The following is a 25,510-nucleotide window of genomic DNA, read 5'->3' on the forward strand; positions in this document are numbered from 1 at the left end:
ATGTTCTTGGGCGCGAAGTAGAACAGGGTGGGTGCCACCGCGTTCTGGTTCATCCCGGTCTGGGGGGCCGAGGCCATGTCCGACCAGTTGGTGAACGGAGCGAACGCCATCGAACCGTACGAGGAGCCGTTCACGTTCGAGGCGTAGACCAGGTGCTTGCCCTGGTACACCACGTTGGTGAAGTCCTTCACGGAGGCCCAGCCGTTCGCCGGCTGCGCCAGCGCACCGGTCGAGGACCAGCGGTACGTCGACGGCAGGGCACAGGACCCGCCCGGCGGAGTGGAGGACAGGCCGGTCCACTTCTGGTTGCTGCCGCCGTTGCACGTCCAGATCTGCACCACCGTGCCGTTGGCGGTGCCGGCGCCGCTGACGTCCAGGCACAGCCCGGACTCCACGCCGACCACCGTGCCGTCGGCGTTCACCCGCCACTGCTGGTTGGCGCCGCCGCTGCAGGTCCAGATCTGCACCCGGGTGCCGGCCGTGGTGGCGTGGCCGGGGACGTCGAGGCACTTGTCGCCGTAGACGGTGAGCTGGTTGCCGGACGTGGCCGTCCACAGCTGGTTGGTCCCGTTCGAGCAGTCCCAGATCTGCACGGACGCGCCGTCGCTCTGGCCGGCGTTCTGCACGTCGAGACACCGGCCGGACCCGACACCGCGCAGGGCACCGCTGGTGGCCGCCTGGGCCGCCGGACCGGCGACGAGCATCGCCGCCAAGGCCGCCACGGCCGCCACCACGGCGGTGAGCACCACGGACGAACGCGGGCGGGACACCCGCGGGCGGCTCACTTGAAGCTCCAGTGCTGGTTGGCGCCGCCGGTGGCGTCCCAGATCTGGACGGGGGTGCCGTTGCCGGTCTGGCCGCCGGGGGTCTCCAAGGCGCGGCCGCTGGCGACGTTGGTCAGGGTGTAGGTGCCGTCGCCGTTGCGGGCGGCCTTCCAGTGCTGGTTGGCACCGCCGTTGGCGTCCCAGACCTGCATCCTCGTCCCGTTGCCCGTCTGGCTGCCCGGCTGGTCCAGGACCCGGCCGCTGGCGAGGTTGGTCAGGGTGTAGGTGCCGTCGCCGTTGCGGTCGGCCCGCCACTGCTGGTTGGCGGCGCCGCTGGCGTCCCAGACCTGGAGCGGGGTGCCGTTGCCGTTCTGGCCGGCGGGCTCGTCGAGGACGCGCCCGGCAGCGGCGGCGGAGAGCGTGTAGACGGCGCCGGAGACGATGTCCCCGCTCGGGGTGCCGCCGCCGGCGCCGTTGAGGGTGGTGAGCACCGCGCCGTAGGCGGCCTTCTTGTTGCCGTTGCCGTCGAACAGCAGCGGGTTCTCACCGGTGCGCCAGGAGTCGCTGTCGCGGATGCCCCAGACGGTGATGCCGGTGCAGCGGGGGGTGTCGAGGCAGGCCCGGACGGTGTCGGCGTAGGCGTTGGCGGGGGCCTGGGCGATGTCGAGTTCGGTGAGCTGGACGTCCACGCCGAGGGCGGCGAAGTTGGCCAGGGTGGTGCGCAGGCTGGCCGGGGGGCCGCCGGCACCGAAGTGGCTCTGGAAGCCGACGCAGTCGATCGGGACGCCGCGGGACTTGAAGTCCTTGACCATGCGGTAGACGCCCTGGGTCTTGGCGTCCGACCAGTTCTCGATGCTGTAGTCGTTGTAGCAGAGCTTGGCCGCGGGGTCGGCGGTGCGCGCGGTGCGGAAGGCCTCCTCGATGAAGCCGTCGCCGAGGACGTCCTGGAAGACCGAGCTGCGGTGGCGGCCGCTGCCGTCGTCGGCGAAGGCCTCGTTGACCACGTCCCAGGCGTAGATCCTGCCCTTGTAGTGGGTGGCTTCCTGGGTGATGTGGTTGTTCATCACGTTGCGCAGGGTGGTGGCGTCGTTGATGGAGCGGACCCAGCCGGGCAGTTGGGAGTGCCAGACCAGGGTGTGGCCGCGCATCTTCTGGCCGTGTGCGCCGGCGTGGTTGACGATCGTGTCGGCGGGGCCGAAGTTGAACGACCCCCGGGAGGGCTCGGTCGTGTCCCACTTCATCTCGTTCTCCGGGGTGATCGTGCTGAACTCCCGGTCGAGGATGGTGGAGTACGTCGAGTCGCCGAGCCGGCCCGCGGCCACCGCGGTGCCGAAGTAGCGGCCGCTGCCGGCCGCCGCCGCACCCAGCGTGCTCGCCCCGGCGCCGTGGGCGGCGGAGCCCGCGGTGATGACCGTTACCGAGCTGACGGCGAGGCACGCGGCGGCCGTCAGGACCTTGCGGGGACGTTTCTTTTGAGTGAGCCATGACATGACGGATCGTGCTCCTTTGGGTGGGGGATGGCCTCCGCGCCGGTGTGGCCGGCGCTTCGTCCCGACGGGAGGGCTCGTCCTGACGTGTCGACACGCCTGTGAGCGCTAACAATTCACGCGAAGGCGCGCTCTGACCGACATGCCCAGGCGGCCCTCAGGCAAGGCGATGCGCGTCGTCAGCAGGTGCCTGACGGCGTCGCGGAGGCGGTGCACGGAATCGACCTGTCACCAACGCCGCTGACCCCGACGGTGGTTGACGAACACGACCCGGAACCGAGGTCGCAGTTCGGACTTGTCGACGGCGACAGTGTTGGCCCGGCTCCGAGAGGCTGTCAACGCTTTCGGTCAAAACTTCGACATGTTCGGCGTGCTCTCGCACCGGCGAATCGGGCCATCGGGCGGTGTCGGCCCTGGTGGCGGCGAGCGCGGGCGGTCCAGCGGCACGTGCTGCGGCAAGGACCCCTTTCGAAAGTTTCGGAAGCCGTGACCGCGGGAAGGCCCGGGCCGTACCGGCTCGGCCGGTCGGACCGTGCCCGGGTCAGCGCCGGCCGGGCGGCACGGTGCTGGAACGCACCACCAGGGTGGTCGAGAGTTCGAGCCGGGTGGGGGTGGCCGGGGCCTCCCCGGTGCGCAGGGCGAGGATCAGACGGGTGGCCTGTTCGCCCATCTCGCGCAGGGGTTGGCGGACGGTGGTGAGCGCGGGGCTGCTCCACTGGGCGATGTCCAGGTCGTCGTAGCCGACGACGGACAGGTCCTCGGGCACGCGCAGTCCACGGACCCGGGCGGCCTCCATGACGCCGAGCGCCTGCAGGTCGCTGCCGGCGAAGATCGCGGTGGGCGGCTTCGGGAGCTCCAACAACCGCTTGGCGCGGGCGAATCCGCCCTCGGCGTGGAAGTCGCCGAAGGCGGTCAGGGCGGGGTCGACCCCCAGTCCGGCCATGGACATCGCGGAGCGGTAGCCGTCCAGTCGGGCCAGCGAGCAGAGGGTGTCCGCGGGGCCGGTGACGATGGCGATGCGCCGGTGGCCGAGTTCGATCAGGTGCCGGGTGGCGGCGAGACCGCCGGCCCAGTTCGCCGAGCCCACCGAGGGCACGTCCGGATCGGGGTTGCCGGCCGGGTCGATGATCACGAACGGGATGGACCGCGCCCGCAGTTGGCGCTTCAGCTCGGGCGGCAGGCTGGAGAAGACCAGGACCACCCCGAGGGGACGACGTCGCAGCACCGCGTCGATCCACTCCGGTCCCGGTGCGTGGCGTGAACCGCTGCGGGTGACCACCATCGCCGCGCCGTGCTCGCTCGCCACGGCCTCGACGCCGCGCAGGAGTTCCATCGCCCAGAGGCTGTCGAGCTCGTGGAAGACGATCTCGACGAGGGGCGCCTCGGCGCTGCTGCGCGCGGCGCGCCGGTAGTCGTGGGCGCGCAGGATCCTCTCGACGCGGACGCGGGTGGGCGCCGAGACATCGGTGCGGCCGTTGAGCACCTTCGAAACCGTCGAAACGGAGACCTCGGCCTCGCGCGCGATGTCGGCCAGTGTCACCCGCCCCAGTTCATCGCCCTTTTCCATGGACGCAGCATAGGCCACGGGCGGCGCAGGGGCAGTTGACGCATCACGCTTCAGTAACCGTCGGTACGAGGGATTGACCCGAAACGTCTCCGCAACCTAGCGTCCGGCGCAGCGTGGATTTCGAGAAGCGGATCGAAACTTTAGGAGACTGCTGATGAAGCGACGCGCGTTAGTCGGTGCGCTCGGTCTGGCCGTGGCCGTGGTGGGGATGACCGCCTGCGGCAGTGGAGGGTCCTCCGCCGGCGGGGACTCCGGCACGATCCACGTGCTGGTCTACGGGGACGCCAGCAACAAGGTCGAGAAGCAACTGGTCGAGACCTTCAACAAGAGCTCGAAGGTCAAGGCCGTCCTGGACACCATCCCCGGCGCGGACTACCAGGCCAAGCTCAACACCGTCATCAACACCCCGCAGGCGCCGGACGTCTTCTTCAACTGGGGCGGCGGCAGCATCCAGCCCTATGTGAAGTCCGGCCTGTTGCTTCCGTTGGACGACATGATCGCCGCGGACCCGGGGCTGAAGAGCAACTTCCTGCCCTCGGTGTTCAACACCGCGGTGATCGACGGCAAGTCCTACGGCATCCCGATGCGCGGCACCCAGCCCGTGCTGCTGTTCCACAACAAGAAGGTGCTGGCGGACGCGGGCCTGAAGGTCCCCAAGACCTGGGACGACCTGCTCGACGCCGTCCGGGTGCTCAAGGGCAAGGGCGTCACCCCGTTCGCCCTCGGCGGTGGTGACCAGTGGCCGACCCTGATGTGGTACGAGTACGTCTTCGACCGCGTCGCGGGCCCCGAGCTGTTCCAGAAGGCGCTGTCCGGCGACAAGAGCGCCTGGGAGAGCGAGGACGCGAAGAAGGCCCTGGGCATGCTCAAGCAGCTGGTCGACGCCGGCGCGTTCGGCTCGAACTTCGACTCGGTCAAGTTCACCGACGGCGGCTCCCCGGCGCTGCTCGCCAAGGGCAAGGCGGCCTTCGAGCTGATGGGTTCCTGGGAGTACGCCACCCAGCAGGACGCCGACCCCGACTTCGCCAAGGGCAACCTCGGGTACGGCGCGTTCCCCGGCATCCCCGGCGGCAAGGGCGACCCGGCCAACGTGGTCGGCAACACGAACAACTTCTACTCGGTGCTGAAGAAGAGCAAGCACCCCGAGGCGGCGGCAGCCTTCCTGAAGCTCATGTACTCCGACGAGTTCGTCAAGGCACAGCTGGCGATCGGCAACCTGCCGACCACCACCAACACCGAGCAGTTCCTCGGCACCGCGGCCAACCCCGACTACTCGAAGTACCAGTACGACCTGGTCAAGGCCGCCCCCTCGTTCCAGCTGTCCTGGGACCAGGCGTACCCGCCGGCCGCCAACACGCCGATCCACACCGCCGTCCAGCAGTTCTTCGACGGCAAGCTCGACGTGGACGGCTTCGTCAAGGCCATGCAGGCCCTGCCCGCCTCCTGAGGGGAACCGCCATGAGTGCTTCCTCCCTCGTGTCCGCCTCCGGCCGCCGCCGGCGGGGCGCCGGTCCGGTTCCCCGCCCACGGGCGGCGGGTCGGACCGGCGTCGGGGTGACCCGTCCGGGCCTCGTCTGGGCGGTGCCCGCGACGGTGTTCTTCCTGCTGTTCGCGATCGTGCCGCTGGTGCTGGTGGCGGTGCTCTCCTTCACCAGCTGGAACGGCGTCGACGCCCCGACGTTCAACGGCCTCGCCAACTGGACCAAACTGCTGCACGACCCGGTGATGACGCAGAGCATCTGGCTGACCCTGCTGCTGACCGCGGCCGGCGTGGTCGTGCAGACCCCGGTGAGCATCCTGCTGGGCGTGTGGGCGGCCGGCCACCAGCGCAACCGCGCCGTGCTGTCCGCGATCTTCTTCGTCCCGCTGCTGCTGTCCGCGACCGCGGTCTCGGTGGTCTGGCGCGCCATCCTGGATCCCAACTTCGGCGTGCCCTCGGAGCTGGAATGGCTCTTCGGCGACGGCAACCTGATGGGCAGTCAGGGAAGCGCCATCGCGGTGCTCACCTTCGTCGGCATGTGGCAGTGGACGCCCATGCACGCGCTGCTCTACCAGGGCGGCGCCCGGGCGATCCCGCAGGTGCTCTACCAGGCCGCGTCGATCGACGGCGCGGGCAAGGTGCGGCAGTTCCTCCACATCACCCTGCCGCAGCTGCGCAACACCGCCATCACCTCGATGATCCTGATGGTGGTCGGCGGACTCACCACCTTCGACACCGTCCTCATCCTCACCCAGGGCGGTCCCGGCACCGACACCACCAACAGCGCCTACTACATGTACCGACAGGCCTTCAAGAGCTTCGACTTCGGCGCGGGCTCGGCGATCGCCCTGGTCCTCGTGGTGGCAGCCACGCTGATCTCGCTCGCCGTCGTGCGCCTGTCCGGCTACGACAGGATGCGCAGCACCACGGAGGGACTGTGATGCGCCGGCGCCCCAACCACCTCGCCGGGCTCGGCTCGCTGGTCTGGCTGGCCCTGGTGGGCTTCCCGCTGTACGTCCTGCTGATCTCCACCTTCCGGACCCGCTCCGACTACTCCTCGCAGGGGCCGCTCACCTTCCCCTCCGAGCTGACCCTGCAGAACTACGTCGACGACTTCTCCAACGGCTTCGGCCGGGACTTCCTCAACACGCTCGTGGTCACCGTGAGCGTGGTCGCCATCGTGCTGCTCGTGGTGCCCCCGCTCGCCTACGCCATCGTGCGGGCCCGGGGCAGGACCATCGGCACGGTCTTCCGGATCTTCCTGCTGGGGTTGGCGATCCCGGCGCAGGCCGTGATCGTGCCGATGTTCTACGTGATCAGCAAGGCCGGCCTCTACGACCACCTGATCGGCGTCATCCTGCCCACGGCGGCGTTCTGCCTGCCGGTGTGCACGCTGGTCCTCACCGGGGCCATGCGGGACATCTCCGGCGAGCTCTACGAGGCCATGGCCATGGACGGCGCCTCGCCGTGGCGGGTGTTCTGGCAGCTGGTGCTGCCGCTGTCCAGGGGCGGACTGTCGTCCGTCGTGGTCTTCGCCGCCCTGCAGGCGTGGAACGGCTTCCTGTTCCCGCTGATCCTCACCCAGTCGGAGGGCACCAAGGTCATCACCCTCGGCCTGTACGACTTCCAGACCGAGCACGGTGTCGACGTGCCCGGCCTGCTCAGCGCCGTCGTGCTGTCGATGCTCCCCGTCTTCGTCGTCTACCTGTTCGCCCGACGTGCCTTGGTCCAGGGCCTCATGGGCGTCGGAGGAAAGTGACCGGCAACATGAACCTCGCCGCCCCGTCCGCTGACCCGACCGACCGCTGGCGCGACCGCGCGCTCAGCCCCGAGGAACGCGCGCACGCCCTGATCGCCGAGATGACGCTGCCGGAGAAACTGGCCCAGCTCGTCGGCGTCTGGGTCGGCGCCTCCGACGAGGGCGGCGACGTCGCCCCGCACCAGCACGACATGGAGGAGGCACCCGACCTCGACGACCTGCTCCCGTCCGGACTGGGCCAGTTGACCCGGCCATTCGGCACGGCACCGGTCGACCCGGCGCTGGGCGCGCTCTCGCTCGCCCGCAGCCAGCAGCGCATCGCCGCCGCCAACCGGTTCGGCATCCCCGCCCTCGCGCACGAGGAGTGCCTGGCCGGGTTCGCCGCCTGGGGCGCCACCGCCTACCCGGTGCCGCTCTCCTGGGGCGCCACCTTCGATCCGGACCTGATCCGGCGGATGGCCGCCGCCATCGGCCGCGACCTGCGCGCGGTCGGCGTCCACCAGGGCCTCGCCCCGGTCCTCGACGTCGTCCGCGACGCCCGCTGGGGCCGGGTCGAGGAGACCATCGGCGAAGACCCCTACCTGGTCGGCACGGTGGCCACCGCCTACGTCCAGGGCCTGGAGTCCGCGGGCATCGTGGCCACGCTCAAGCACTTCGCCGGCTACTCCGCCTCGCGCGCCGGACGCAACCTCGCCCCCGTGGGCATGGGCGCCCGCGAACGTGCCGACGTCATCCTCCCGCCCTTCGAGATGGCGGTGCGCGAGGGCCGCCCCCGGTCGGTCATGCACGCCTACACCGACACCGACGGCGTCCCCTCGGCCGCCGACGAGGCGCTGCTCACCGGACTGCTGCGCGACACCTGGGGCTTCGAGGGGACGGTGGTCGCCGACTACTTCGGCATCGCCTTCCTCAAGCTGCTGCACGGCGTCGCCGGGGACTGGGCCGAGGCGGCGGCCCTCGCCCTCGCCAGTGGCGTGGACGTGGAGCTGCCGACCGTCAAGACCTTCGGCGAGCCGCTGCTGCGCGCCGTCGAGGACGGGACGGTGCCCGAGGCGCTGGTCGACCGGGCACTGCGCCGGGTGCTGGTGCAGAAGGCCCAACTCGGCCTGCTGGACGAGGACTGGGACGCCGTCCCGGCGGCGCTCTCCGGCCGCCCGCTCGACGATCCGGGAAGGCTGCGGGGCTCGGTCGACCTGGACGGCCCGGAGAACCGCGCCCTGGCCCGGGAGATCGCCGAGCGGGCCGTGGTGCTGCTGCGCAACGACGGCACCCTGCCGCTGCGCCACCCCCACCGGATCGCGCTGATCGGCCCCAACGCCGACACCCCGACCTCGGTGCTCGGCTGCTACGCCTTCCCCGTGCACGTCGGCGGCCAGCACCCCGACGTGCCGATCGGCATCGAACTGCCCACGCTGCGGCAGGCCTTGGCGGCGGAGTTCCCCGGCAGCGAGATCCGGACGGCGGCCGGGGCGAGCATCGACGGGTCCGACACCTCCGGCTTCGCCGAGGCCGTCGAGGCGGCCCGGCGCGCCGATGTCGTGATCGTCGCCCTGGGCGACCGGGCCGGCCTGTTCGGGCGCGGCACCAGCGGCGAGGGCTGCGACGCCGAGTCCCTGGGGCTTCCGGGCGTGCAGCAGCAGTTGCTCGACGCGCTGCTGGACACCGGCACGCCGGTCGTGCCGGTGCTGCTGGCCGGCCGACCCTACGCGCTGGGGCGTGCGGTGACCGAGGCGGCGGCCCTGGTGCAGACCTTCTTCCCCGGCGAGGCCGGCACCGAGGCGATCGCCGCCGTGCTCAGCGGCCGGACCGACCCCTCGGGCCGACTGCCCGTCAGCATCCCGGCCCGCCCGGGCGTCCAGCCCTCCACCTACCTCGCCGCCCGGCTGGCCGGTCCGAGCGAGGTCTCCAGCACCGACCCCACCCCCGCGTTCGGGTTCGGGCACGGCATCGGCTACACGACGTTCGCCTGGACCGACCTCGAGGTGGAGCAGGCCACCACCGCGACCGACGGGGTGGTCGGCCTCGCCTTCACCCTGCGCAACACCGGCGACCGGACCGGCAGCGAGACCGTCCAGCTCTACCTGCACGACCCGGTCGCCAGCGTGGTCCAGCCGGTGCAGCGGCTGATCGGCTACCGGCGGATCACCCTCGCCGCGGGCACGCAGACGCGGCTCCGGGTCGGCGTCCCGGCGGACCTCGCGTCGTTCACCGGGCGCGACGGGCGGCGCATCGTGGAGCCGGGGGAGTTGGAGCTGCGCGTCGCCGCCTCCAGCACCGACATCCGGCTCACCGCGACCGTCCGGCTGGACGGGCCGGTCCGCGTCCTGGACCACACCCGGCGCCTGCACCCCACGTTCCACTCCGCCTGACCCGGACACCCCCGGGGGTGCGCACCGAAGGGGGTGCGCACCGCAGGCGATGGCACCGCACCCACCTTCCCACCCACGACACACCCGAACGGAGAGCCCGTGTTCCGCTTCCGCTCGTTCACGTCCCGCTTACTGGGCCTGCTCGCCGCGCTCGGCCTCGCGGTCGGCCTGAGCCTGCAGGCGGCCCCGCAGGCCGCCGCCGCGTCGCTGACCCAGATCACGAACTTCGGCACCAACCCGACCGGGCTGCTGATGCACCTGTACGTGCCGAACAACGTCAGGCCCAACCCGCCGATCCTGCTGGCCCTGCACGGATGCCAGGGGACCGGGCCCTACATGTACTCCAGCACCGACTTCGGGTCGCTGGCCGACCGGTACGGGTTCCTCGTCATCTACCCCTCGACGAACCCCAGCGGGAGCTGCTGGGACGTCTCCTCCGACCAGGCGCTGACCCGCAACGGCGGCAGTGACCCGGTCGGGCTGATGTCGATGATCACCTACACGGAGCAGCACTACGGCGGCAACGCCGACGCCGTGTACGTGACCGGGGAGTCGTCGGGCGGGATGATGACGAATGTGATGCTCGCCGACTACCCCGACGTGTTCAAGGCGGGCGCGGCGTTCATGGGCGTGCCGTACCACTGCTTCTACACCGGCACCGTCCGCGGCTGGAACGGCCCCTGTGCCCAGGGCCAGGTCTCCATGACCCCGCAGCAGTGGGGCAATCTGGTGCGCGGTGCCGATCGCGGCTACACCGGTCCGCGTCCCCGGGTGCAGCTGTGGCACGGGACCGCCGACACCATCCTCAGCCACAACAACCTCGGTGAAGAGATCAAGGAGTGGACCGACGTCCTCGGCGTGAGCCAGACCCCGTCGGCCACCGACACCCCTGCCGCGAACTGGAACCGCACCCGGTACGACAACAGCGCCGGCGTCACCCAGGTCGAGGCGTACAGCATCGCCGGGGCCGGGCATCAACTGCCGGTGCAGGGGACGGCCATGGCGGCCACCGCCGTCCACTTCATGGGCCTGGACGGGGGGACGTCCGGCGGCGGCACGACCGGCGCGCTGAAGGCGGTGGCCGCGGGCAAGTGCCTCACCGACGCGAACGGCACGACGCTCGGCACGCAGCAGCAGATCCGCGCCTGCAACGGCGGTGCGAACCAGACCTGGACCCGTACGGCGTCGAACCAGCTGACCGTGACCGTGGGCGGCAGCACGCTGTGCCTGGACGCCGAGGCGCACGGCACCAGCCCCGGCACCAAGGCGATCGTCTGGTCCTGCAACGGCCAGGCCAACCAGCAGTGGCAGCTGAACCCGAACGGCACGGTCACCGGGGTGCAGTCGGGGCTCTGCCTGGACGTGGCCGGGCTGGCCACCGGCGACGGCACGCCGGTCCAGCTGTGGACCTGCAGTGGCGGCAGCAACCAGCAGTGGAAGCTGGGATGACACCGGGCGCGCGACTCCCTGCGCGCCCGGCTGCGACCGCCCGATCGTGACGGAGTCCCGCCGCCGCTCGTTCCCGTCCCCGGGTGGGCTCCCCGAACCGGCCTGCCCGCCGCACCCTCACGGTGCGGCGGGCAGCCGGGTAGGGCGGGCTCAGACGCAGTCGGCGCCGTTCAGGGTGAACCGGGCCGGCGCCGGGTTGGCGCCGGAGTACGTCGCCTGGAAGCCGAAGCTCGTGGCCGCGCCCGGTGCCAGGGTGCCGTTCCAGCCGGTGTCCCGCGCGGTCACGGAGGCGCCGGACTGGCTCGCCGTCGCGTTCCAGGCGGTGGAGATCCGCTGGTCACCGGGGAAGCTCCAGCCGAGCGTCCAGCCGGAGACGGTCGAGGTGCCGGTGTTCCGTACGGTCACGGTGGCGGTGAACCCGTTGCCCCACGCGTTGTCGATCGCGTACGCCACCGAGCAGGACGCCGTGGGCGCCGACGTGCGTCGCTCGGCGGCGAACGCGGCCAGCCAGGCCAGCGAGGCGTTCCAGTTGATCGCGACCTCGTTGGTCGAGTACGAGCCGATGTCGTCGACGTAGCAGGCCGCCGGTGCGCAGCCCGCCAGTCGCTCCTTCGCCACCGGGTCCTCCAGGGCGGCGTCGGGGCCGCCCGCGAAGGAGCCGGCCGGCGGGTGCGGCAGCGAGGCGTCGTTCTGGTGCGCCCAGAACCGGTGGTGCTGGTTCTCGGAGGCCCGCTCCCCGTAGCCCGACACGTAGGAGCGGTCCAGGGCGTTGCGGCCCAGCAGGTAGTCCATCGTCTCCAGCGCGCCGGTCCGGTAGCGCGCGGCGCCGGTCAGGTCGTAGGCGACCGCCATCACCATCGCGTTGTCGGCGACCGCGCTGTTGGAGCCCCACACGTAGCCGTCGGCGGGGATCGGCACCGCGTAGCCCTGTCCGGCCATGGTGGACAGGTAGCCGTCGGCGGCCGACGTCAGCAGGCCGCGCAGCCGGGCCACGTCGGCGGCGGGCAGGGCCACGCCGGGCACGGTGGCCAGGGTGATCCGGCCGAGCGTCGCGGTGCCGCCCCACCAGAACGCGTTGGCCGGCGCGGTGTGGTGCGGCGAGGAGGTGACCGCGTCACGGTACTGCGACTCGCCGGTGGTGGCGAGGAGTTCGGCCGCCGCCCAGTAGAACTCGTCGGAGACGTCGGCGTCCTCGTACGCGCCGCCGGTGCTGTCGGTCGCCGGGGCGAGGACGTTCGGATTGGCCCTGGCCGCCGTCCAGGCGCGGCGGGCCGCGTCCAGGCAACGGGCGGCGAAGGCGGCGTCGTACGGCGCGTACACCCGGGCGCACTGGGCGGCGGTGGCGGCCAGGTTGAGTGTGGCGGCCGTCGAGGGCTTGTGCAACTCACGCTGCTGGTCGTCGAGTTCGGGCCGGGTCGGCAGGCCGGTCCACTGCGCGTCGTGCACCTTGTGGAAGGCCATTCCGGCCATCGGCCTGCCCTCCGGGACCTGCATCCGCAGCAGGAAGTCCAGTTCCCAGCGGGCCTCGTCCAGCCGGTCCGGCACCCCGTTGCCGCGCTCGGGAACGCGCAGCGTGGAGTCACCGAGGACCGCCGCGTCGCCCGAACGCCGGGCCCGTTCGAAGGAGTTGACCAGCTCCCAGGTCGCGATGCCGCCGTTGACCACGTACTTGCCCTGGTCGCCGGCGTCGTACCAGCCGCCGCGGACGTCCGACCGGTAGTCGCACACGCCGGCCTGGCACGGCACGCTGGTGTCGCCCTTGTTCGGCGCCACCCCCAGGTGGCCGGCGGGGCGGGCGTACGCGCCGCCGGCCAGGGCCGCGTCGATGGCGATGCCGCTGCGCTGTTGGTAGAAGAACGACATGCTGTCGGCGCGCAGCCCGTCGTACAGCGTGGCCGAGATGTCGAACGGGTGGCTCGCCGAACCGTCCACGACCAGGGTGAAACCCGTGCCGGTGCCGGTGTACGCGCCGAAGTCCACCAGGTGCGTGGACTGGCCGGACGCCCGGTCGGCGCCGACCACGGTGGTGGTGCCGGCGGCGACCTGCGCACCGGAGGCGCCGCGCAGCTGCCAGGCGAGCGGGGCGGTTGCCGAGCTGACCACGGTGGCCCGCTTGGGGCCGTCCGGCAGGTAGCCGAGCTGGTTCACGCGGACGGGGAACTCGGCGGCTGCGGCGACCGGGTGAGCGGTGGGGGTGGCGGCGGCGACGGGGGCCGGGGCGAACGCGGCGGCGCTCAGCCCGGTTGCGGCCAGGGTCAGGCCGGTCAGCGCGGCGGCAGCGCGCCGGGGCAGTCCGTAGCCGGGGAGAACGGGAGGCATGGGTGGGAGCCTTCCTTCGGAGGGGACACGGGGGTGGGGCCCTGAACACACGGGGGAGGCGGAGCACGGGAGCCCGGTGCACGGGAGCCGGTGCATGGGAGCGCTCCCATCGTCCACATGAAGCCAGCCCGGCCATCGGAGCGTCAAGAGGCGGTAACAGACCGGAAATTGGCCAGGACCTCGCCGCGCCGCAGGTCAAGATTGAGTAACGGGCGGGGGCGGGTCTTGTCGCCCCGATTGTTAGCGTTAACAATCTCGACTCAAACGCAACAAGCGTCACCACCGCGCCCGGATGGACGGAGTGGTGGCGCGCCGCCCCTGGGCCGCACCGCGGCCCCCAGTCGTCTCGCCCCACCCCGTGAACGCGGGCCGTTGCCGCCGTCCGTGCGATCGACGATCCCGAGAGGAAGTCCCCACATGTCCAAGAGAGTTGCGTCGGTCCTGGTCGCCGGTGCGATGGTCGCCGTCCTCGCCGCCTGTGGTTCCGGCGGCGGAGGCTCGGCCGGCCAGGGTTCCGGCCACAAGCTCGTCGTGGGCTTCTCCCAGGTCGGCGCGGAGAGCGGTTGGCGCACCGCCAACACCAAGTCGGTCCAGGAGGCGGCGAAGAAGGCCGGCATCGAGCTGAAGTTCTCCGACGCGCAGCAGAAGCAGGAGAACCAGATCAAGGCGATCCGCTCGTTCATCCAGCAGAAGGTCGATGTGATCGCCTTCTCGCCGGTGGTGGAGTCGGGTTGGGACACCGTCCTGAAGGAGGCCAAGGACGCGCACATCCCGGTCATCCTGACCGACCGTGCGGTGGACTCCAAGGACGAGTCGCTCTACGTCTCCTTCCTCGGCTCGGACTTCGTCGAGGAGGGCAAGAAGGCCGGCGACTGGCTGGTCAAGGAGTACGCGGCCGCCAGTGGTGACGTGAACGTCGTCCAGCTGGAGGGCACCACCGGTTCGGCGCCGGCGAACGACCGCAAGGCCGGTTTCGCGGACGCCGTCAAGGGCGAGCCCAAGTTCAAGGTGGTCGCCTCGCAGACCGGCGACTTCACCCGCGCCAAGGGCAAGGAGGTCATGCAGGCCTTCCTGAAGTCCCAGTCGAAGATCGACGTGCTGTACGCGCACAACGACGACATGGCGCTCGGCGCGATCCAGGCGATCGAGGAGGCCGGCAAGAAGCCGGGCACCGACATCAAGATCGTCTCGGTGGACGGCGTCAAGGACGCCTTCACCGCGATGAGTCAGGGAAAGATCAACTTCGATGTCGAGTGCAACCCGCTGCTCGGCGACCAGCTGATGGACCTGGCGAAGAAGGTCAAGGCGGGTGAGCAGGTGCCGCGGCGGATCAAGACCGAGGAGAGCACCTTCACCCCCGAGCAGGCCACCGCGGCCCTGCCGAACCGCCAGTACTGACCCGCACCGGCCGTGCGGGGCCGCTCCTGTGCTCAGGCCCCGCACGGTCCGGACCGGACCGCCCGAGGGCGGGACGCGTCCGGGACACACGAGAGGAGATCCGGGGTGCGGCAGCAACCGGTCCTGGAAGTCCGGGGGATCCGCAAGGAGTTCCCCGGGGTGGTGGCGCTGGACGGAGTCGACTTCCGGCTCTTCCCCGGCGAGGTGCACGCCCTGATGGGGGAGAACGGCGCCGGCAAGTCCACGCTGATCAAAGTGCTCACCGGCGTCCACCCGGCCGACGCCGGCGAAGTGGTGCTGGCCGGCCGCCCGGTGCGGATCGCCGGGCCGCTGCAGGCCCAGCAGGCCGGCATCAGCACGGTCTACCAGGAGGTGAACCTCTGCCCGAACCTGTCGGTCGCGGAGAACATCTTCATCGGCCGGGAGCCCCGCCGCTTCGGCCTGATCGACTGGGCCACGATGCGCCGTCAGGCCGCCGAGCTGGTCCGCGAGCTCGACCTGGACATCGACGTCAGCACGCCGCTGAACAGCCACTCCATCGCCGTCCAGCAGCTGGTGGCCATCGTCCGCGCGGTCGGAGTCTCCGCCAAGGTGCTGATCCTGGACGAGCCGACCTCCAGCCTGGACCGCGACGAGGTGCGCCAACTCTTCGCCGTCATGCGGCGCTTGCGCGACCAGGGCGTGGCGATCCTGTTCGTCTCGCACTTCCTCGACCAGGTCTACGAGATCTGCGACCGGCTGACCGTGCTGCGCAACGGCCGGCTGGAGGGCGAGTACCTGACCGGCGAGCTGAGCCAGGTCCAACTGGTCTCCCGGATGATCGGCTCCGAACTCGCCGAACTCGCGGAACTCGCCGGACACTCCGGCCCCGAGCGCCTCGACGAGGACACGCGGCGCGAGCACGCCGCACCGGCCGACGCGGCGGCGTTCCTGCAGGCCGACGGACTGACCCGCCGGGGCGCCGTCGAGCCGTACGACCTGGAGATCCGGTCGGGCGAGGTGATCGGACTGGCCGGGCTTCTGGGCTCCGGGCGGACCGAGGCCGCCCGGCTGCTGTTCGGCGCCGACCAGAGCGACGGCGGCACCCTGCGGATCAAGGGCGCCGAGACCGTCCTGCGCAGCCCGCGCGACGCGATCGCCCGCGGCATCGCGTTCTGCTCCGAGGACCGCAAGACCGAGGGCCTGGTCGGCGAACTGACCGTCCGGGAGAACATCGTCCTGGCCCTGCAGGCCGCCCGGGGCTGGGTCCGTCCCCTCTCACGCACCGCGCAGGACGAGTACGCGCTGCGCTGGATCCGCGCCCTGGACATCCGCCCCGGCAACCCCGAGGCGCTCGTGCGCAACCTCAGCGGCGGCAACCAGCAGAAGGTGCTGCTCGCCCGCTGGCTGATCACCGACCCCGAGCTGCTGATCCTGGACGAACCCACCCGAGGCATCGACATCGGGGCGAAGGCCGAGATCCAGAAGCTGGTGGCCAACCTCGCCGAGGACGGCATGGCGGTGCTGTTCATCTCCGCCGAACTGGAGGAGGTGCTGCGGCTCAGCCACCGGGTCGCCGTGCTGCGCGACCACCGGATGGTCGCGCAACTCGACAACGACGGCGGACTCACCCAGGAGCGCCTCATGGCCACCATCGCGAGCGGAGCGGACCGATGAGCGAGCGGAGCGAGCGAATCATGGAGAGGTGCGCGTGGGCGAATGCCTCGGCCGAGCGGAGCGAGGTGGGCGCATGAGCGAGCGGAGCGAGCGAATCATGGAGAGGTGCGCGTGGGCGAATGCCTCCGCCGAGCGGAGCGAGGTGGGCGCATGAGCACGGCAACGGCGGTGCGCCGCCCGGTGAAGGCGATGACCCGGTTCCGGCTGTTCTGGCCGGCCGCGGTGCTGGCCGTCCTGCTGGTCGCCAACCTCGCCTTCACCCCCGACTTCTTCGCCGTCCACGTCCAGGGCGGCCACCTCTACGGTTCCCTGATCGACATCCTGCACTTCGGCGCCCCGCTGATCCTGGTCTCCCTGGGCATGACCCTGGTGATCGCCACGGGCGGCATCGACCTGTCGGTCGGCTCGACCGTCGCGATCTCCGGGGCCCTGGCCTGCCTGCACATCAGCCGGTCTGCCGACCCGGGCAGCGTCGGCACCGTGCTGACCGCCGCCGCCATCGCCCTCGGCAGCGCGCTGGTGCTCGGCGTCACCAACGGCGTGCTGGTGGCGAAGGCCGGCGTCCAGCCGATCGTTGCCACCCTGATCCTGATGGTCGCCGGGCGCGGCGTGGCCCAGCTGATCACCGACGGTCAGATCATCACCGTCACCAGCGATCCGTACAAGCTGATCGGCGGCGGCTACTGGCTGACCATGCCGTTCGCGATCCTGCTCAGCGCCCTGGTGGTGCTGGCCACCGTCCTGCTCACCCGCGCGACCGCGCTCGGCCTGCTGCTGGAGTCCGTCGGTGGCAACCCGGTGGCCAGCCGCCTGGTCGGCATCCGGGCGGTGCGGCTGGTGGCCCTCGTCTACGTGTTCAGCGCGCTGTGCGCCGCGCTGGCCGGACTGATGGTGTCCTCCAACGTCTCGGCCGCCGACGGCAACAACGCCGGGCTGTGGATCGAACTGGACGCCATCCTCGCGGTGGTGCTCGGCGGGACCTCGCTGAACGGCGGCCGGTTCTCGATCGGCGGCACCGTGCTGGGCGCGCTCATCATCCAGACGCTCTCCACCACCGTCTACACCATCGGCATCCCGCCGGAGACCACCCTGGTGTTCAAGGCCTTCGTGGTGATCGCGGTCTGCCTGATCCAGTCGCCCGCCTTCCGCACCAAGCTCGCCGCCCGCGCCGCCCGGGCCCGGCGCACCGACCGGCCGCTCGCCGCGGCGCCCACAGACCGGCCGCTCGCCGCGGCCCCCACAGACCGGCCGCTCGCCGCGGCCCCCATCGACCGGGAGGTCGGCGAATGACGGCCAACGCCCTGCTGACCCGCCTGCGCGGGCAGATCCCGCTGCTGGTCACCGCGGTCCTGCTGGTGTCGATGTTCGGCGTCGGCTCGGTGCGCTACGACGGCTTCTTCTCCGGCCAGGTCGTGCTCAACCTGCTGATCGACAACGCCTTCCTGCTGGTCGTCGCGGTCGGCATGACCTTCGTCGTGCTGACCGGCGGCATCGACTTGTCGGTCGGCGCGGTGGTGGCGCTGTCCACCATGGTCTCCGCCTGGCTGGTCGAGCAGCACGGCTGGCCGCCGCTGCTGGTGATCCCGCTGGTCCTGCTGATGGGCACCGCGGGCGGCTGGCTGATGGGCTGGGTCATCCACGTCTTCGAGATCCAGCCGTTCATCGTCACCCTGGCCGGCATGTTCCTGGCCCGCGGCCTGTGCTACACGATCAGCATCGACTCGATCTCCATCACCGACCCGCAGTACACCGCGATGGCGCAGACCCGGATCCCGCTCGGCAGCCTGTTCGTCTCGCCGAGCGCGGTCATCGCGCTGCTGGTGGTCGCCGTCGGATTCGTGGTGCTCCACCACACCCGGCTCGGCCGCAACGTGTACGCGCTCGGCGGCAGCGAGCAGTCGGCACTGCTGATGGGCCTGCCGGTCCAGCGCACCAGAACCACCGTCTACGCGATCAGCGGCTTCTGCTCCGCGCTCGGCGGTGTCCTGCTCACCTTCTACATGCTGTCCGGCTACGGCCTTCACGCGGTGGGCCTGGAACTCGACGCGATCGCCGCGGTGGTCATCGGCGGCACCCTGCTGACCGGCGGCTCCGGCTACCTGCTGGGCACTCTGCTGGGCGTTCTGGTGCTCGGGCTGATCCAGACCGTGATCAGCTTCCAGGGCACCCTCAGCTCCTGGTGGACCCGCATCGTCATCGGCGCCCTGCTGTTCGTCTTCATCGTCCTGCAACGCCTGATCACCACCCGCCGCCCCCGACCGTGAGACGCCCCTGACCGGCGTTGCCGCCGCCCGGCCACCACGCGTGGCCGGGCGGCTCGTTCGGTGCGGCGGGCCGCGCGAGCACCCCCGCCTCGTACCGTTCGGACCGGTCCCGCGCGGATGGCCGACGGGGCCGGCCGTCGACGCAGGGCGTGCCTCTCCTCTGGTCGGTCGTCGCGTACGGGCAGGGCCTTCGGGGTGGCGGCGGTCAGTCGGCGCCGAGGAACTACGCCGATCCCTCCTCGCCCGGCGCCGACCGGTTGCCGCCGGCCCCGATCGGCACGCTCCCGCGCGATCCGCGGGGGACGCCGTTCAGGCCGTCGCGGATGCCGCGCGGGGAGGCCCCGAGGGCACGGCGGCACGCCTTGTTGAAGGCCTGGAGGTCGGGTATTCCGACCGACGCCGCGATGGCGGGGATGGACAGGGTGGTGTCCCGCAGGAAGTGGCGGGCCCGCTCCATCCGTCGGGCGCGGAGGTAGCCGACCACGGTGGTCCCGGTGGCGGCGCGGAAGAGCCTGGTCAGGTGGTTGTGCGAGACGCCCGCCGCCTTCGCGATCTCCGCCACGCTCAGCGGCTCGGCCAGGCGCGACTCGATCATCGCCACGGCGGTCGCGACCGCCGGATGGGTCGGGGAGGCGCCGCCCGTGCGTGGCGGGGCCAGTTGGGCCACCCGCCACAGTGCGGCCCAGACCTCGGCCGTCGCCCGTGCCGCGGAGTGCGGCCAGGCCGAAAGCGCGCGGTGCAACTGCGCGGCGAGCGGGGTGAGTTCGGTTCCGGCGTCCTGGATCACCGGGATGCTGAGCGGTGCGCCGGCCGTTCCGAGGCGCAGGTGGACGTACAGGTGCTCGGAGCGGCCCCGGTAGCGGTACGTCACCGTGGTGCCGGGCGGAATGAGGCTGACCCGGCCCGGACGGATCGTGTGGGCGGTGTCGTCCACCGTCAGGTCGGCCGCGTAGCCGTAGAGATGCAGCTGCCACAGGTTCGGCAGCGAGAACACGTCCACCGGGCCGGCGCAGCCGTGCACACCGATGCCGACGGCGGCCAGGCCGGGAGGCTCGTCGAGATGGGCGAGGGCCGTGTCCATGGCCGAGTTCTACCACGGCCGCGCCCGCTCCCGCGCCCGCGTCCGGTGTCCGGGCCGCGAGCTCCGACGAGTCCGCCCAGGGTGAAAACCGACCAGTGGATGGCGAACCGGGCCCACGCGGACAGCGGGCCCGCGGGTCTAGCGTCTTGCGCCATGGACAACGAACCGTTCCTGCTCAACTCGGTCCAGATGGCCCGCTTCGTGGCTCGCGGATCTCTTCGACTGGACGCGGTCGTGCCCGCGGACCTGAACGCCGAGGCGCTGGCGGTGTTGCCGCAGGGGGTGCCGCCGGTGCCCTACGGCACGCCGCTGTCGCAGGCCTACGCCCCGGACTCCTTCACCGCCAGGCTGCTGGCCGTGCCGCAGGTCGAAGGCGCGGTGCGCAGCCTGGTCGGCCCCGGGCCGCTCGTGGACCACCACGCCGTCCATGTGCGCGAACCCCACGGCGGGGACGCGCAGCCCTTGCACGCGGACGCCATCATCGACGTCCGGCCGGACGCCTTCGACGTGCAACTGATGTACTACCCGCAGCCGGTGACGCTGGAGATGGGCGGAACCCTCAGCATCCCCGGCAGCCACCTGCGCCGGATCAACGAGTCGGACACCGGCCGCTACCAGAACCTCCGCGGCCAGGACCGACTGGTCTGCCCGGCCGGGACGGTGGTCTTCGTGCACCACGGCATCTGGCACGGCGGCCGCCGCAACGACAGCGACACGACCCGCTACATGTTCAAGATCCGCTTCAACCCGACGGTCCGCCAGCGACTCCTGTGGGACACCTCGGACCTGCACGACCCGCGCGTGGCCTCCGAACTGGACGTCGGGTTCCCCTGGTACGAAGCCGCCACCGGGCGTCTGGAGCGCTACAACCGCACCCTGCTGTGGCGCGAACTGACCGGCGATCCCCACTTCGACCTCGACCACTGGGTGACCAGGGTCTCCAACCGCCCCCAGGAGGCGACGGCATGACGGCCGACTCACCCACGTCCACGCCCACGCCGGCGGCCACCGCTCCGGTGCTCCGTCAGCAGGTGCTCGTGCTGTACCTGCTCACCTCCGCGCTGGATTCGGAGGTGGTCGGCTGGTCGCGGTACGACGGCACCGGCCGCACCTCGCCGACCACGGGAGACGGCGCGGAGCCGCCCTACGGCACCGGAGTCGACGCGCTCAAGGACGGCTGGCGGCTGATCCAGGCCTCCCCGCTCGTCCCGCCCTACCCGGGCCACGAGTACGACGTCTCCTTCCTCAAGCACGAGTTCTTCTTCGAGCGGATCGAGGAGCTCCGATCCGAGCCGTGAGGTGAAGCGCTCCGCGGCCTCGACGGGAACCTCAGCGGAGAGGCAGCTCGGCCCAGATGGTCTTGCCGGTGAGACTGTGGCGGGTGCCCCAGCGGTGCGCCATCTGGGCGACGAGCAGCAGGCCACGGCCACCCTCCTCCCAGTCCCGGGCGCGGCGCAGGTGCGGGGCGGTGCTGCTGGCGTCCGAGACCTCGCAGATCAGGATCCGGTCGCGGATCAGGCGCACGGTGATCGGCGGGGCCGCGTAGCGGATCGCGTTGGTGACCAGCTCGCTGACGATCAGTTCCGCCGAGTAGATCTGCTCGCTCGCGCCCCACTCGGAGAGCCGTTGCGAGACCGCCTTGCGGGCGGTCGCGACCGCGGACGGGTCGGACGGGACCTCCCAGGTGCCGACGTGGTCGTCGTCCAAGGCGCTGGTGCGTGCGAGGACCAGGGCCACGTCGTCACGGGGCCGACCCACCACCAGGTCGTCGAGGACCGCGTCGCAGGCGTCCTCCAGGGATGGTCCGGCGTGTGCGAGCAGCCGGCACAGGCGTCGGTATCCCTCGTCGACGTCGCGCTCGCGGGTCTCGATCAGCCCGTCGGAGAACAGCGCCACCAGGCTGCCTTCGGCCAGTTCCACCGTGGTCGCCTCGAAGGGCAGTCCGCCGACGCCGAGCGGCGGGCCGATCGACATCCGGGCCGCGCCCGGTGCGCCCTCCGGCGGCACGATCACCGGTGGCGGATGCCCCGCACTGGCCATCGTGCAGGTCCGGGACACCGGGTCGTAGACGGCGTAGCAGCAGGTCGCTCCGATCTCGCCGACCTCCCCCGTGGCTCCGGCCTCCGAGGACAGCCGCGCCACGAGGTCGTCCAGGCTGGTCAGCAGCTCGTCCGGTGGCAGGTCCACGTCCGACAGCGTGCGCACGGCGGTACGCAGCCTGCCCATGGTGGCGGTGGCGCGGATGCCGTGGCCCACGACGTCGCCGACGACCAGGGCGATGCGGGCACCGGAGAGCGGGATCAGGTCGAACCAGTCACCGCTGATCCCGGAGCGTGTCGACGCCGGGACGTACCGGGTGGCCGCCTCCATCGCGGCCTGCTCCGGCATGCGCTGCGGCAGGAGGCTGTGTTGCAGGGCGAGCGCGGCCTCGCGCTCACGGGTGTACCTGCGGGCGTTGTCGATCGCGACGGCGGCTCTGGCGGCCAGCTCCTCGGCCAGCAGGAGGTCGTCCCGTCCGAACCGTTCCATGCGGTCGGGGCGGCTGCGACGGTAGAACACGGAGACGCCGAGCGTCACCCCGCGGGCACGCAACGGCACCGCCAGGATCGAGTGGTAGCCCTGGTCCCGGATGATCGCGGCGCGGCGGCTGTCCGTCTCCATCCAGTGGACGAATTCGGGGTCCTCGGCGTGGCAGAGCACGCCTCGGCCCGTGGCGAGCGCGCGCGCCGGGGGAGAGAACTCCGGATAGCTGTCGGTGGTACCGATCTCCAGCACGGTGGGCAGTCGGGTGCCCGGGGCGAAGCGGTGCGCGATCCGCCGGAGCATCACCCCGCCGGACAGCTCGCCCTCACCCGGTTCGACATCGGCTTCGAGGGCGGTGAGCAGGTCGACGCTGGCGAAGTCGGCGAGCTCGGGGACGGTCACCTCCAGCAGCTCACGCGCGGTTCGGGCGAGGTCCAGCGTGCTGCCGATCCTGCCGGCGGCCTCGTTGAGCAGGACCAGCCGCTTGCGGGCCCAGTACTGCTCGGTCGTGTCGTGGGCGACGAGGGCGACACCGTGCACCGTGCCGTCGGGGTCCTTCAGGGGAGCGAGGTCGACGGACCACGCATGGATCCGTCGCTCGCCGCCGGTGCGCTGGAAGGTCTCCAGGTGCACCGGCTCGCCGCCCTCCAGCGCGCGGCGCAGTCCGTCGGCGAGGTCGACGGACTGCGGCTGGGTGGTGATGTCGAGAATGCCCAGGCCACGCACCGCGCTGTCCGGCAGACCGAGGACGGGGACCATGGCCCGGTTGGAGCCGCGGTACCTGAGCTGCGCGTCGTACAGGGAGACCGAGCAGCGCGGCAACTGCTCGAAGGCCCATCGGGCGAGGTCCTCGTCCTCGGGCCGGGGGTCCGACCCGGTCAGCGCGCACACGACCCGCCAGCTGTCCGGCGCGTCGTCCGGCGCTTCGCCGCGCGACACGCCGTGGTGGGCGACCACGGTCACGTCCACCCGCCGCCCGTCGCGGTGCCGCAGGGCGAGCGGGCCACTGCACCGTTCCGGGTTCCCGGCCAGAACCCGTCGCACCTCGTCGTCCGGGACGGGCTCGGCCAGCAGGCCCGCCGCGGGCCGACCCACGACCTCGTGAACGGGATAACCCAGCAACCGCTCGGCACCGGGGTTCCAGCCTGTCACGCATCCGTGACCATCGACGATCGCCACCGCCGTGCCTGCGTCGCTGCCGCCCCACCGGGTCGGCCGGCCCTCTGGAGGGCGCCCATCGTGTCTCGTCACGGCATGATCACTCACAGAGATCCGGAACCACCAGCCTAGCCCTGCCCGTCGAACCGCCACAACAGCACCAGGGCGGTCGACGTCGTGACCCTGGCCGGCGTCCCGCCGTCGGGAAACGAGTTCCCCGACGGCGTGATCGTCATCGTCGCGCTGATCACGGCGGTGCGCCACTCATCCCATGTGTGCTCCTGCGAGGCCGGACGAATCGCCTCGCGTTCCGCCCTCCGACCGGTGCCGCCCTCCGACGGGCGCCGCGCCGTGCCGGGACCGCCGCCGAGGCCGAGGGCGGCCAGGGGCAGAGAGTTACTTGACAGCCTCAACTATCCAGTCCTACCGTTTACTCGTTACTTAAGGACATGAACCATCGAGTGACTCAATACTTCTTGCGAGGAGCGCCACCCATGAAGGCCATCACCTACCGCAGCTACGGCGGACCCGACGTCCTGGAGTACGGGGACGTGCCCGAGCCCAAGCTCGGCCCGGACTCCGTCCTGGTCCGCGTGGCGGCGGCGTCGGTCAACCCGGTCGACTGGAAGATCCAGGCCGGTTACCTCGACGGCGCCATGGACGTGGTCTTCCCCGTGATCCCGGGCTGGGACGTCGCGGGTGTCGTGGAGCAGGTCGGCGTCGGAGTCACCGAGTTCACCCCGGGCGACGAGGTGATCGGCTACGTCCGCGAGGACATGGTGCGCCGCGGCACCTTCGCGGAGTACGTCGCCGCGCCCGTGCGCACCCTCGCCCGCAAGCCCGCCAACCTGGACTTCGCCCAGGCCGCCGGCCTGCCGCTGGCGGGTCTCACCGCCTACCAGGCGCTGACCCGCGCCCTGGAGGTCAAGCCGGGCGAGACCGTGCTGGTCCACGCGGCCGCCGGCGGGGTCGGCTCACTCGCCGTCCAGATCGCCGTCGCCCTCGGCGCCCGGGTGATCGGCACCGCCAGCGACCGCAACCACGACTACCTGCGCGGTCTCGGCGCCGAGCCGGTGGCCTACGGCGACGGCCTGGCCGACCGCGTCCGCGCGCTGGCGCCGGAGGGCGTCGACGCCGTACTCGACCTGGTCGGCGGCGAAGCCCTCCAGGTCTCGCCGGCGCTGCTCGCCGAAGGCGGCCGCCTCGCCTCCGTCGCCGACGGTGCCGTCCTCGCCCTCGGCGGGCGCTACGTCTTCGTGCGCCCCGACGCGGCCGACCTCACCGCTCTGACCGACCTCGCCGAGAGCGGCCGGCTCACCGTCGAGGTCGCGGCGACGTTCCCCCTGGAGCAGGCGGCCGACGCCCAGCGCCTCAACGCCGCCGGCCACACCCGCGGCAAGATCGTCGTCACCGTCCCCTGACCCACCGCCCGGACCCCCCTCGCCAGGACCGTCCCGCACCACCCGGAAGGACCCGCCGTGTCCCTCGTCGTGATCACCGACTGGCTCGCCGACACCGGCGCCGAGCAGCACGTCGCCGACCTGCTCCCCGCCGTCACCGAGGCCGCGCTCACCGAGCCCGGCGTGCTCTCCTTCCGGGTGGTCCGCTCCCTGCGCGACCAGGGCGCCTTCGTCGTCTTCGCCGAGTACGAGGACGAGAACGCGCTGGCCGCCCACCGCGAGAGCGCGCCCTACCAGCGCCTCGTTCTCGCCGGCATCACCCCTCACCTCATCGACCGCCAGGCCGAGGCCTACGCCCTCGTCTGACGCGAGCCGCCGACCCGCTGCGCACCGGCGCCTCCACGCCCCAGCCCGCCGGGCCACTCACACGGCCCGGCCGGCCGGTACGGCAGCTCGGCGGAAGTCGTCGGCGTGGTCGGCGGCCCACTGGGCGTAGGTGTGTGCCGCAGCGCCGGGGATCCTTTCGGCGATGACGGAGGTCACGGCCACGACGCCGTCGGCGGCGGCCCGCGGGCCTACGATCGCCTCGGCCACGACCGGATGCATCGTTCTGGCGATGTCCGCGCGAGCCGGCGCGGCGGAGGCGTGTTCGACCCGGGTGTGACGGCCGGGAGCGGATGGGGGGGCGGACGACGTCGTCGGGGCGGATTGAATCCGCCCACCAGGTGCGGGTGTTGGTCGCGAACGTCCCCGCCTGAGGAACGTCCGGTCGTGAGGGAAACTCCTGCTGGTCGTGGACGCGAAGTGCCGCGGCGACGCGGGTGGTGTGAGACGGG

20 protein-coding genes are annotated in these 25,510 nt (G+C 71.7%); 13 read left to right on the forward strand and 7 right to left on the reverse strand.

Translation table 11 applies throughout. The features are described 5' to 3' along the window. The 3 genes from ACZ3TI_RS07015 to ACZ3TI_RS07025 all read right to left on the reverse strand — a co-directional run. Positions 1-704, reverse strand: a 704-nt coding sequence (locus tag ACZ3TI_RS07015; protein WP_465724890.1) for an RICIN domain-containing protein, incomplete at its 3' end; no start/stop codon positions are given. A 77-nt stretch (positions 705-781) separates the two neighbouring features. After that, on the reverse strand, positions 782-2,254 hold the full coding sequence (locus ACZ3TI_RS07020; RefSeq protein WP_465724254.1) for a glycoside hydrolase family 10 protein: 1,473 nt from the start codon (positions 2,252-2,254) through the stop codon (positions 782-784). Between the two features lie 538 nt (positions 2,255-2,792). Then, the gene (locus tag ACZ3TI_RS07025) at positions 2,793-3,818 is read right to left on the reverse strand and encodes a LacI family DNA-binding transcriptional regulator (RefSeq protein ID WP_465724256.1); all 1,026 of its coding nucleotides are present in this window, start codon (positions 3,816-3,818) and stop codon (positions 2,793-2,795) included. 154 nt (positions 3,819-3,972) lie between these two features. Between ACZ3TI_RS07025 and ACZ3TI_RS07030 the strand changes: the two genes are divergently transcribed. The 5 genes from ACZ3TI_RS07030 to ACZ3TI_RS07050 all read left to right on the forward strand — a co-directional run bounded on the left by ACZ3TI_RS07030 (position 3,973) and on the right by ACZ3TI_RS07050 (position 10,875). After that, positions 3,973-5,265 (forward strand): ABC transporter substrate-binding protein, encoded by a 1,293-nt coding sequence (locus tag ACZ3TI_RS07030; RefSeq protein ID WP_465724258.1) that lies wholly within the window; start codon positions 3,973-3,975, stop codon positions 5,263-5,265. Positions 5,266-5,276: 11 nt separating this feature from the next. Continuing rightward, on the forward strand, positions 5,277-6,239 hold the full coding sequence (locus ACZ3TI_RS07035) for a carbohydrate ABC transporter permease (protein ID WP_465724260.1): 963 nt from the start codon (positions 5,277-5,279) through the stop codon (positions 6,237-6,239). Further along, a complete protein-coding gene (locus ACZ3TI_RS07040) occupies positions 6,239-7,057 on the forward strand; it encodes a carbohydrate ABC transporter permease (protein WP_465724262.1) in 819 nt (272 codons plus the stop codon). Before ACZ3TI_RS07035 ends, ACZ3TI_RS07040 begins: the two co-directional genes overlap by 1 nt. 8 nt (positions 7,058-7,065) lie before the next feature. After that, positions 7,066-9,426: a beta-xylosidase/alpha-l-arabinosidase gene (locus ACZ3TI_RS07045; protein WP_465724895.1), complete on the forward strand. Its 2,361-nt coding sequence runs from the start codon at positions 7,066-7,068 to the stop codon at positions 9,424-9,426. A 99-nt stretch (positions 9,427-9,525) separates the two neighbouring features. Next, positions 9,526-10,875, forward strand: coding sequence for an extracellular catalytic domain type 1 short-chain-length polyhydroxyalkanoate depolymerase (locus ACZ3TI_RS07050; protein WP_465724264.1), 1,350 nt, complete (start codon positions 9,526-9,528; stop codon positions 10,873-10,875). Positions 10,876-11,025: 150 nt separating this feature from the next. Here ACZ3TI_RS07050 and ACZ3TI_RS07055 read toward each other — a convergent pair whose 3' ends face one another. Next, on the reverse strand, positions 11,026-13,194 hold the full coding sequence (locus ACZ3TI_RS07055; protein WP_465724266.1) for a glycoside hydrolase family 9 protein: 2,169 nt from the start codon (positions 13,192-13,194) through the stop codon (positions 11,026-11,028). A 417-nt stretch (positions 13,195-13,611) separates the two neighbouring features. On the opposite strand from ACZ3TI_RS07055, the gene ACZ3TI_RS07060 reads away from it, so the two are divergent. The 4 genes from ACZ3TI_RS07060 (at position 13,612) to yjfF (ending at position 18,512) form a co-directional block, all read left to right on the forward strand. Then, the gene (locus ACZ3TI_RS07060; RefSeq protein ID WP_465724268.1) at positions 13,612-14,592 is read left to right on the forward strand and encodes an ABC transporter substrate-binding protein; all 981 of its coding nucleotides are present in this window, start codon (positions 13,612-13,614) and stop codon (positions 14,590-14,592) included. A gap of 105 nt (positions 14,593-14,697) precedes the next feature. Continuing rightward, positions 14,698-16,248 carry a sugar ABC transporter ATP-binding protein gene (locus tag ACZ3TI_RS07065; protein ID WP_465724270.1) on the forward strand — a complete coding sequence of 517 codons (1,551 nt, stop codon included), beginning with the start codon at positions 14,698-14,700 and terminating at the stop codon, positions 16,246-16,248. Positions 16,249-16,398: 150 nt separating this feature from the next. Beyond that, complete coding sequence (locus ACZ3TI_RS07070; RefSeq protein ID WP_465724272.1) at positions 16,399-17,538, forward strand: ABC transporter permease; 1,140 nt, start codon at positions 16,399-16,401, stop codon at positions 17,536-17,538. After that, a complete protein-coding gene (yjfF, locus tag ACZ3TI_RS07075) occupies positions 17,535-18,512 on the forward strand; it encodes a galactofuranose ABC transporter, permease protein YjfF (RefSeq protein WP_465724274.1) in 978 nt (325 codons plus the stop codon). The genes ACZ3TI_RS07070 and yjfF overlap by 4 nt, the downstream gene beginning before the upstream one ends. 223 nt (positions 18,513-18,735) lie before the next feature. Here yjfF and ACZ3TI_RS07080 read toward each other — a convergent pair whose 3' ends face one another. Then, positions 18,736-19,593, reverse strand: a complete 858-nt coding sequence (locus ACZ3TI_RS07080) for a helix-turn-helix domain-containing protein (RefSeq protein WP_465724275.1) — start codon at positions 19,591-19,593, stop codon at positions 18,736-18,738. Between the two features lie 153 nt (positions 19,594-19,746). Between ACZ3TI_RS07080 and ACZ3TI_RS07085 the strand changes: the two genes are divergently transcribed. Together ACZ3TI_RS07085 and ACZ3TI_RS07090 are read left to right on the forward strand one after the other, a co-directional pair. Next, complete coding sequence (locus ACZ3TI_RS07085) at positions 19,747-20,562, forward strand: phytanoyl-CoA dioxygenase family protein (protein WP_465724277.1); 816 nt, start codon at positions 19,747-19,749, stop codon at positions 20,560-20,562. After that, positions 20,559-20,891, forward strand: a complete 333-nt coding sequence (locus tag ACZ3TI_RS07090; RefSeq protein WP_465724279.1) for a hypothetical protein — start codon at positions 20,559-20,561, stop codon at positions 20,889-20,891. The genes ACZ3TI_RS07085 and ACZ3TI_RS07090 overlap by 4 nt, the downstream gene beginning before the upstream one ends. A 31-nt stretch (positions 20,892-20,922) precedes the next feature. Here ACZ3TI_RS07090 and ACZ3TI_RS07095 read toward each other — a convergent pair whose 3' ends face one another. After that, on the reverse strand, positions 20,923-23,427 hold the full coding sequence (locus tag ACZ3TI_RS07095; protein WP_465724281.1) for a SpoIIE family protein phosphatase: 2,505 nt from the start codon (positions 23,425-23,427) through the stop codon (positions 20,923-20,925). Between the two features lie 341 nt (positions 23,428-23,768). Here ACZ3TI_RS07095 and ACZ3TI_RS07100 point away from each other — a divergent pair, with 341 nt between their 5' ends. Both ACZ3TI_RS07100 and ACZ3TI_RS07105 read left to right on the forward strand, forming a co-directional pair. Further along, positions 23,769-24,695, forward strand: a complete 927-nt coding sequence (locus ACZ3TI_RS07100) for an NADP-dependent oxidoreductase (protein ID WP_465724283.1) — start codon at positions 23,769-23,771, stop codon at positions 24,693-24,695. Positions 24,696-24,752: 57 nt separating this feature from the next. After that, positions 24,753-25,040 (forward strand): antibiotic biosynthesis monooxygenase family protein, encoded by a 288-nt coding sequence (locus tag ACZ3TI_RS07105; protein ID WP_179852990.1) that lies wholly within the window; start codon positions 24,753-24,755, stop codon positions 25,038-25,040. Positions 25,041-25,097: 57 nt separating this feature from the next. On the opposite strand, the gene ACZ3TI_RS07110 is transcribed toward ACZ3TI_RS07105, so the two are convergent. Then, the gene (locus ACZ3TI_RS07110; RefSeq protein ID WP_465724285.1) at positions 25,098-25,268 is read right to left on the reverse strand and encodes a hypothetical protein; all 171 of its coding nucleotides are present in this window, start codon (positions 25,266-25,268) and stop codon (positions 25,098-25,100) included. Positions 25,269-25,510 lie beyond the last annotated feature (242 nt).

Source organism: Kitasatospora sp. NPDC023120, assembly GCF_055560835.1.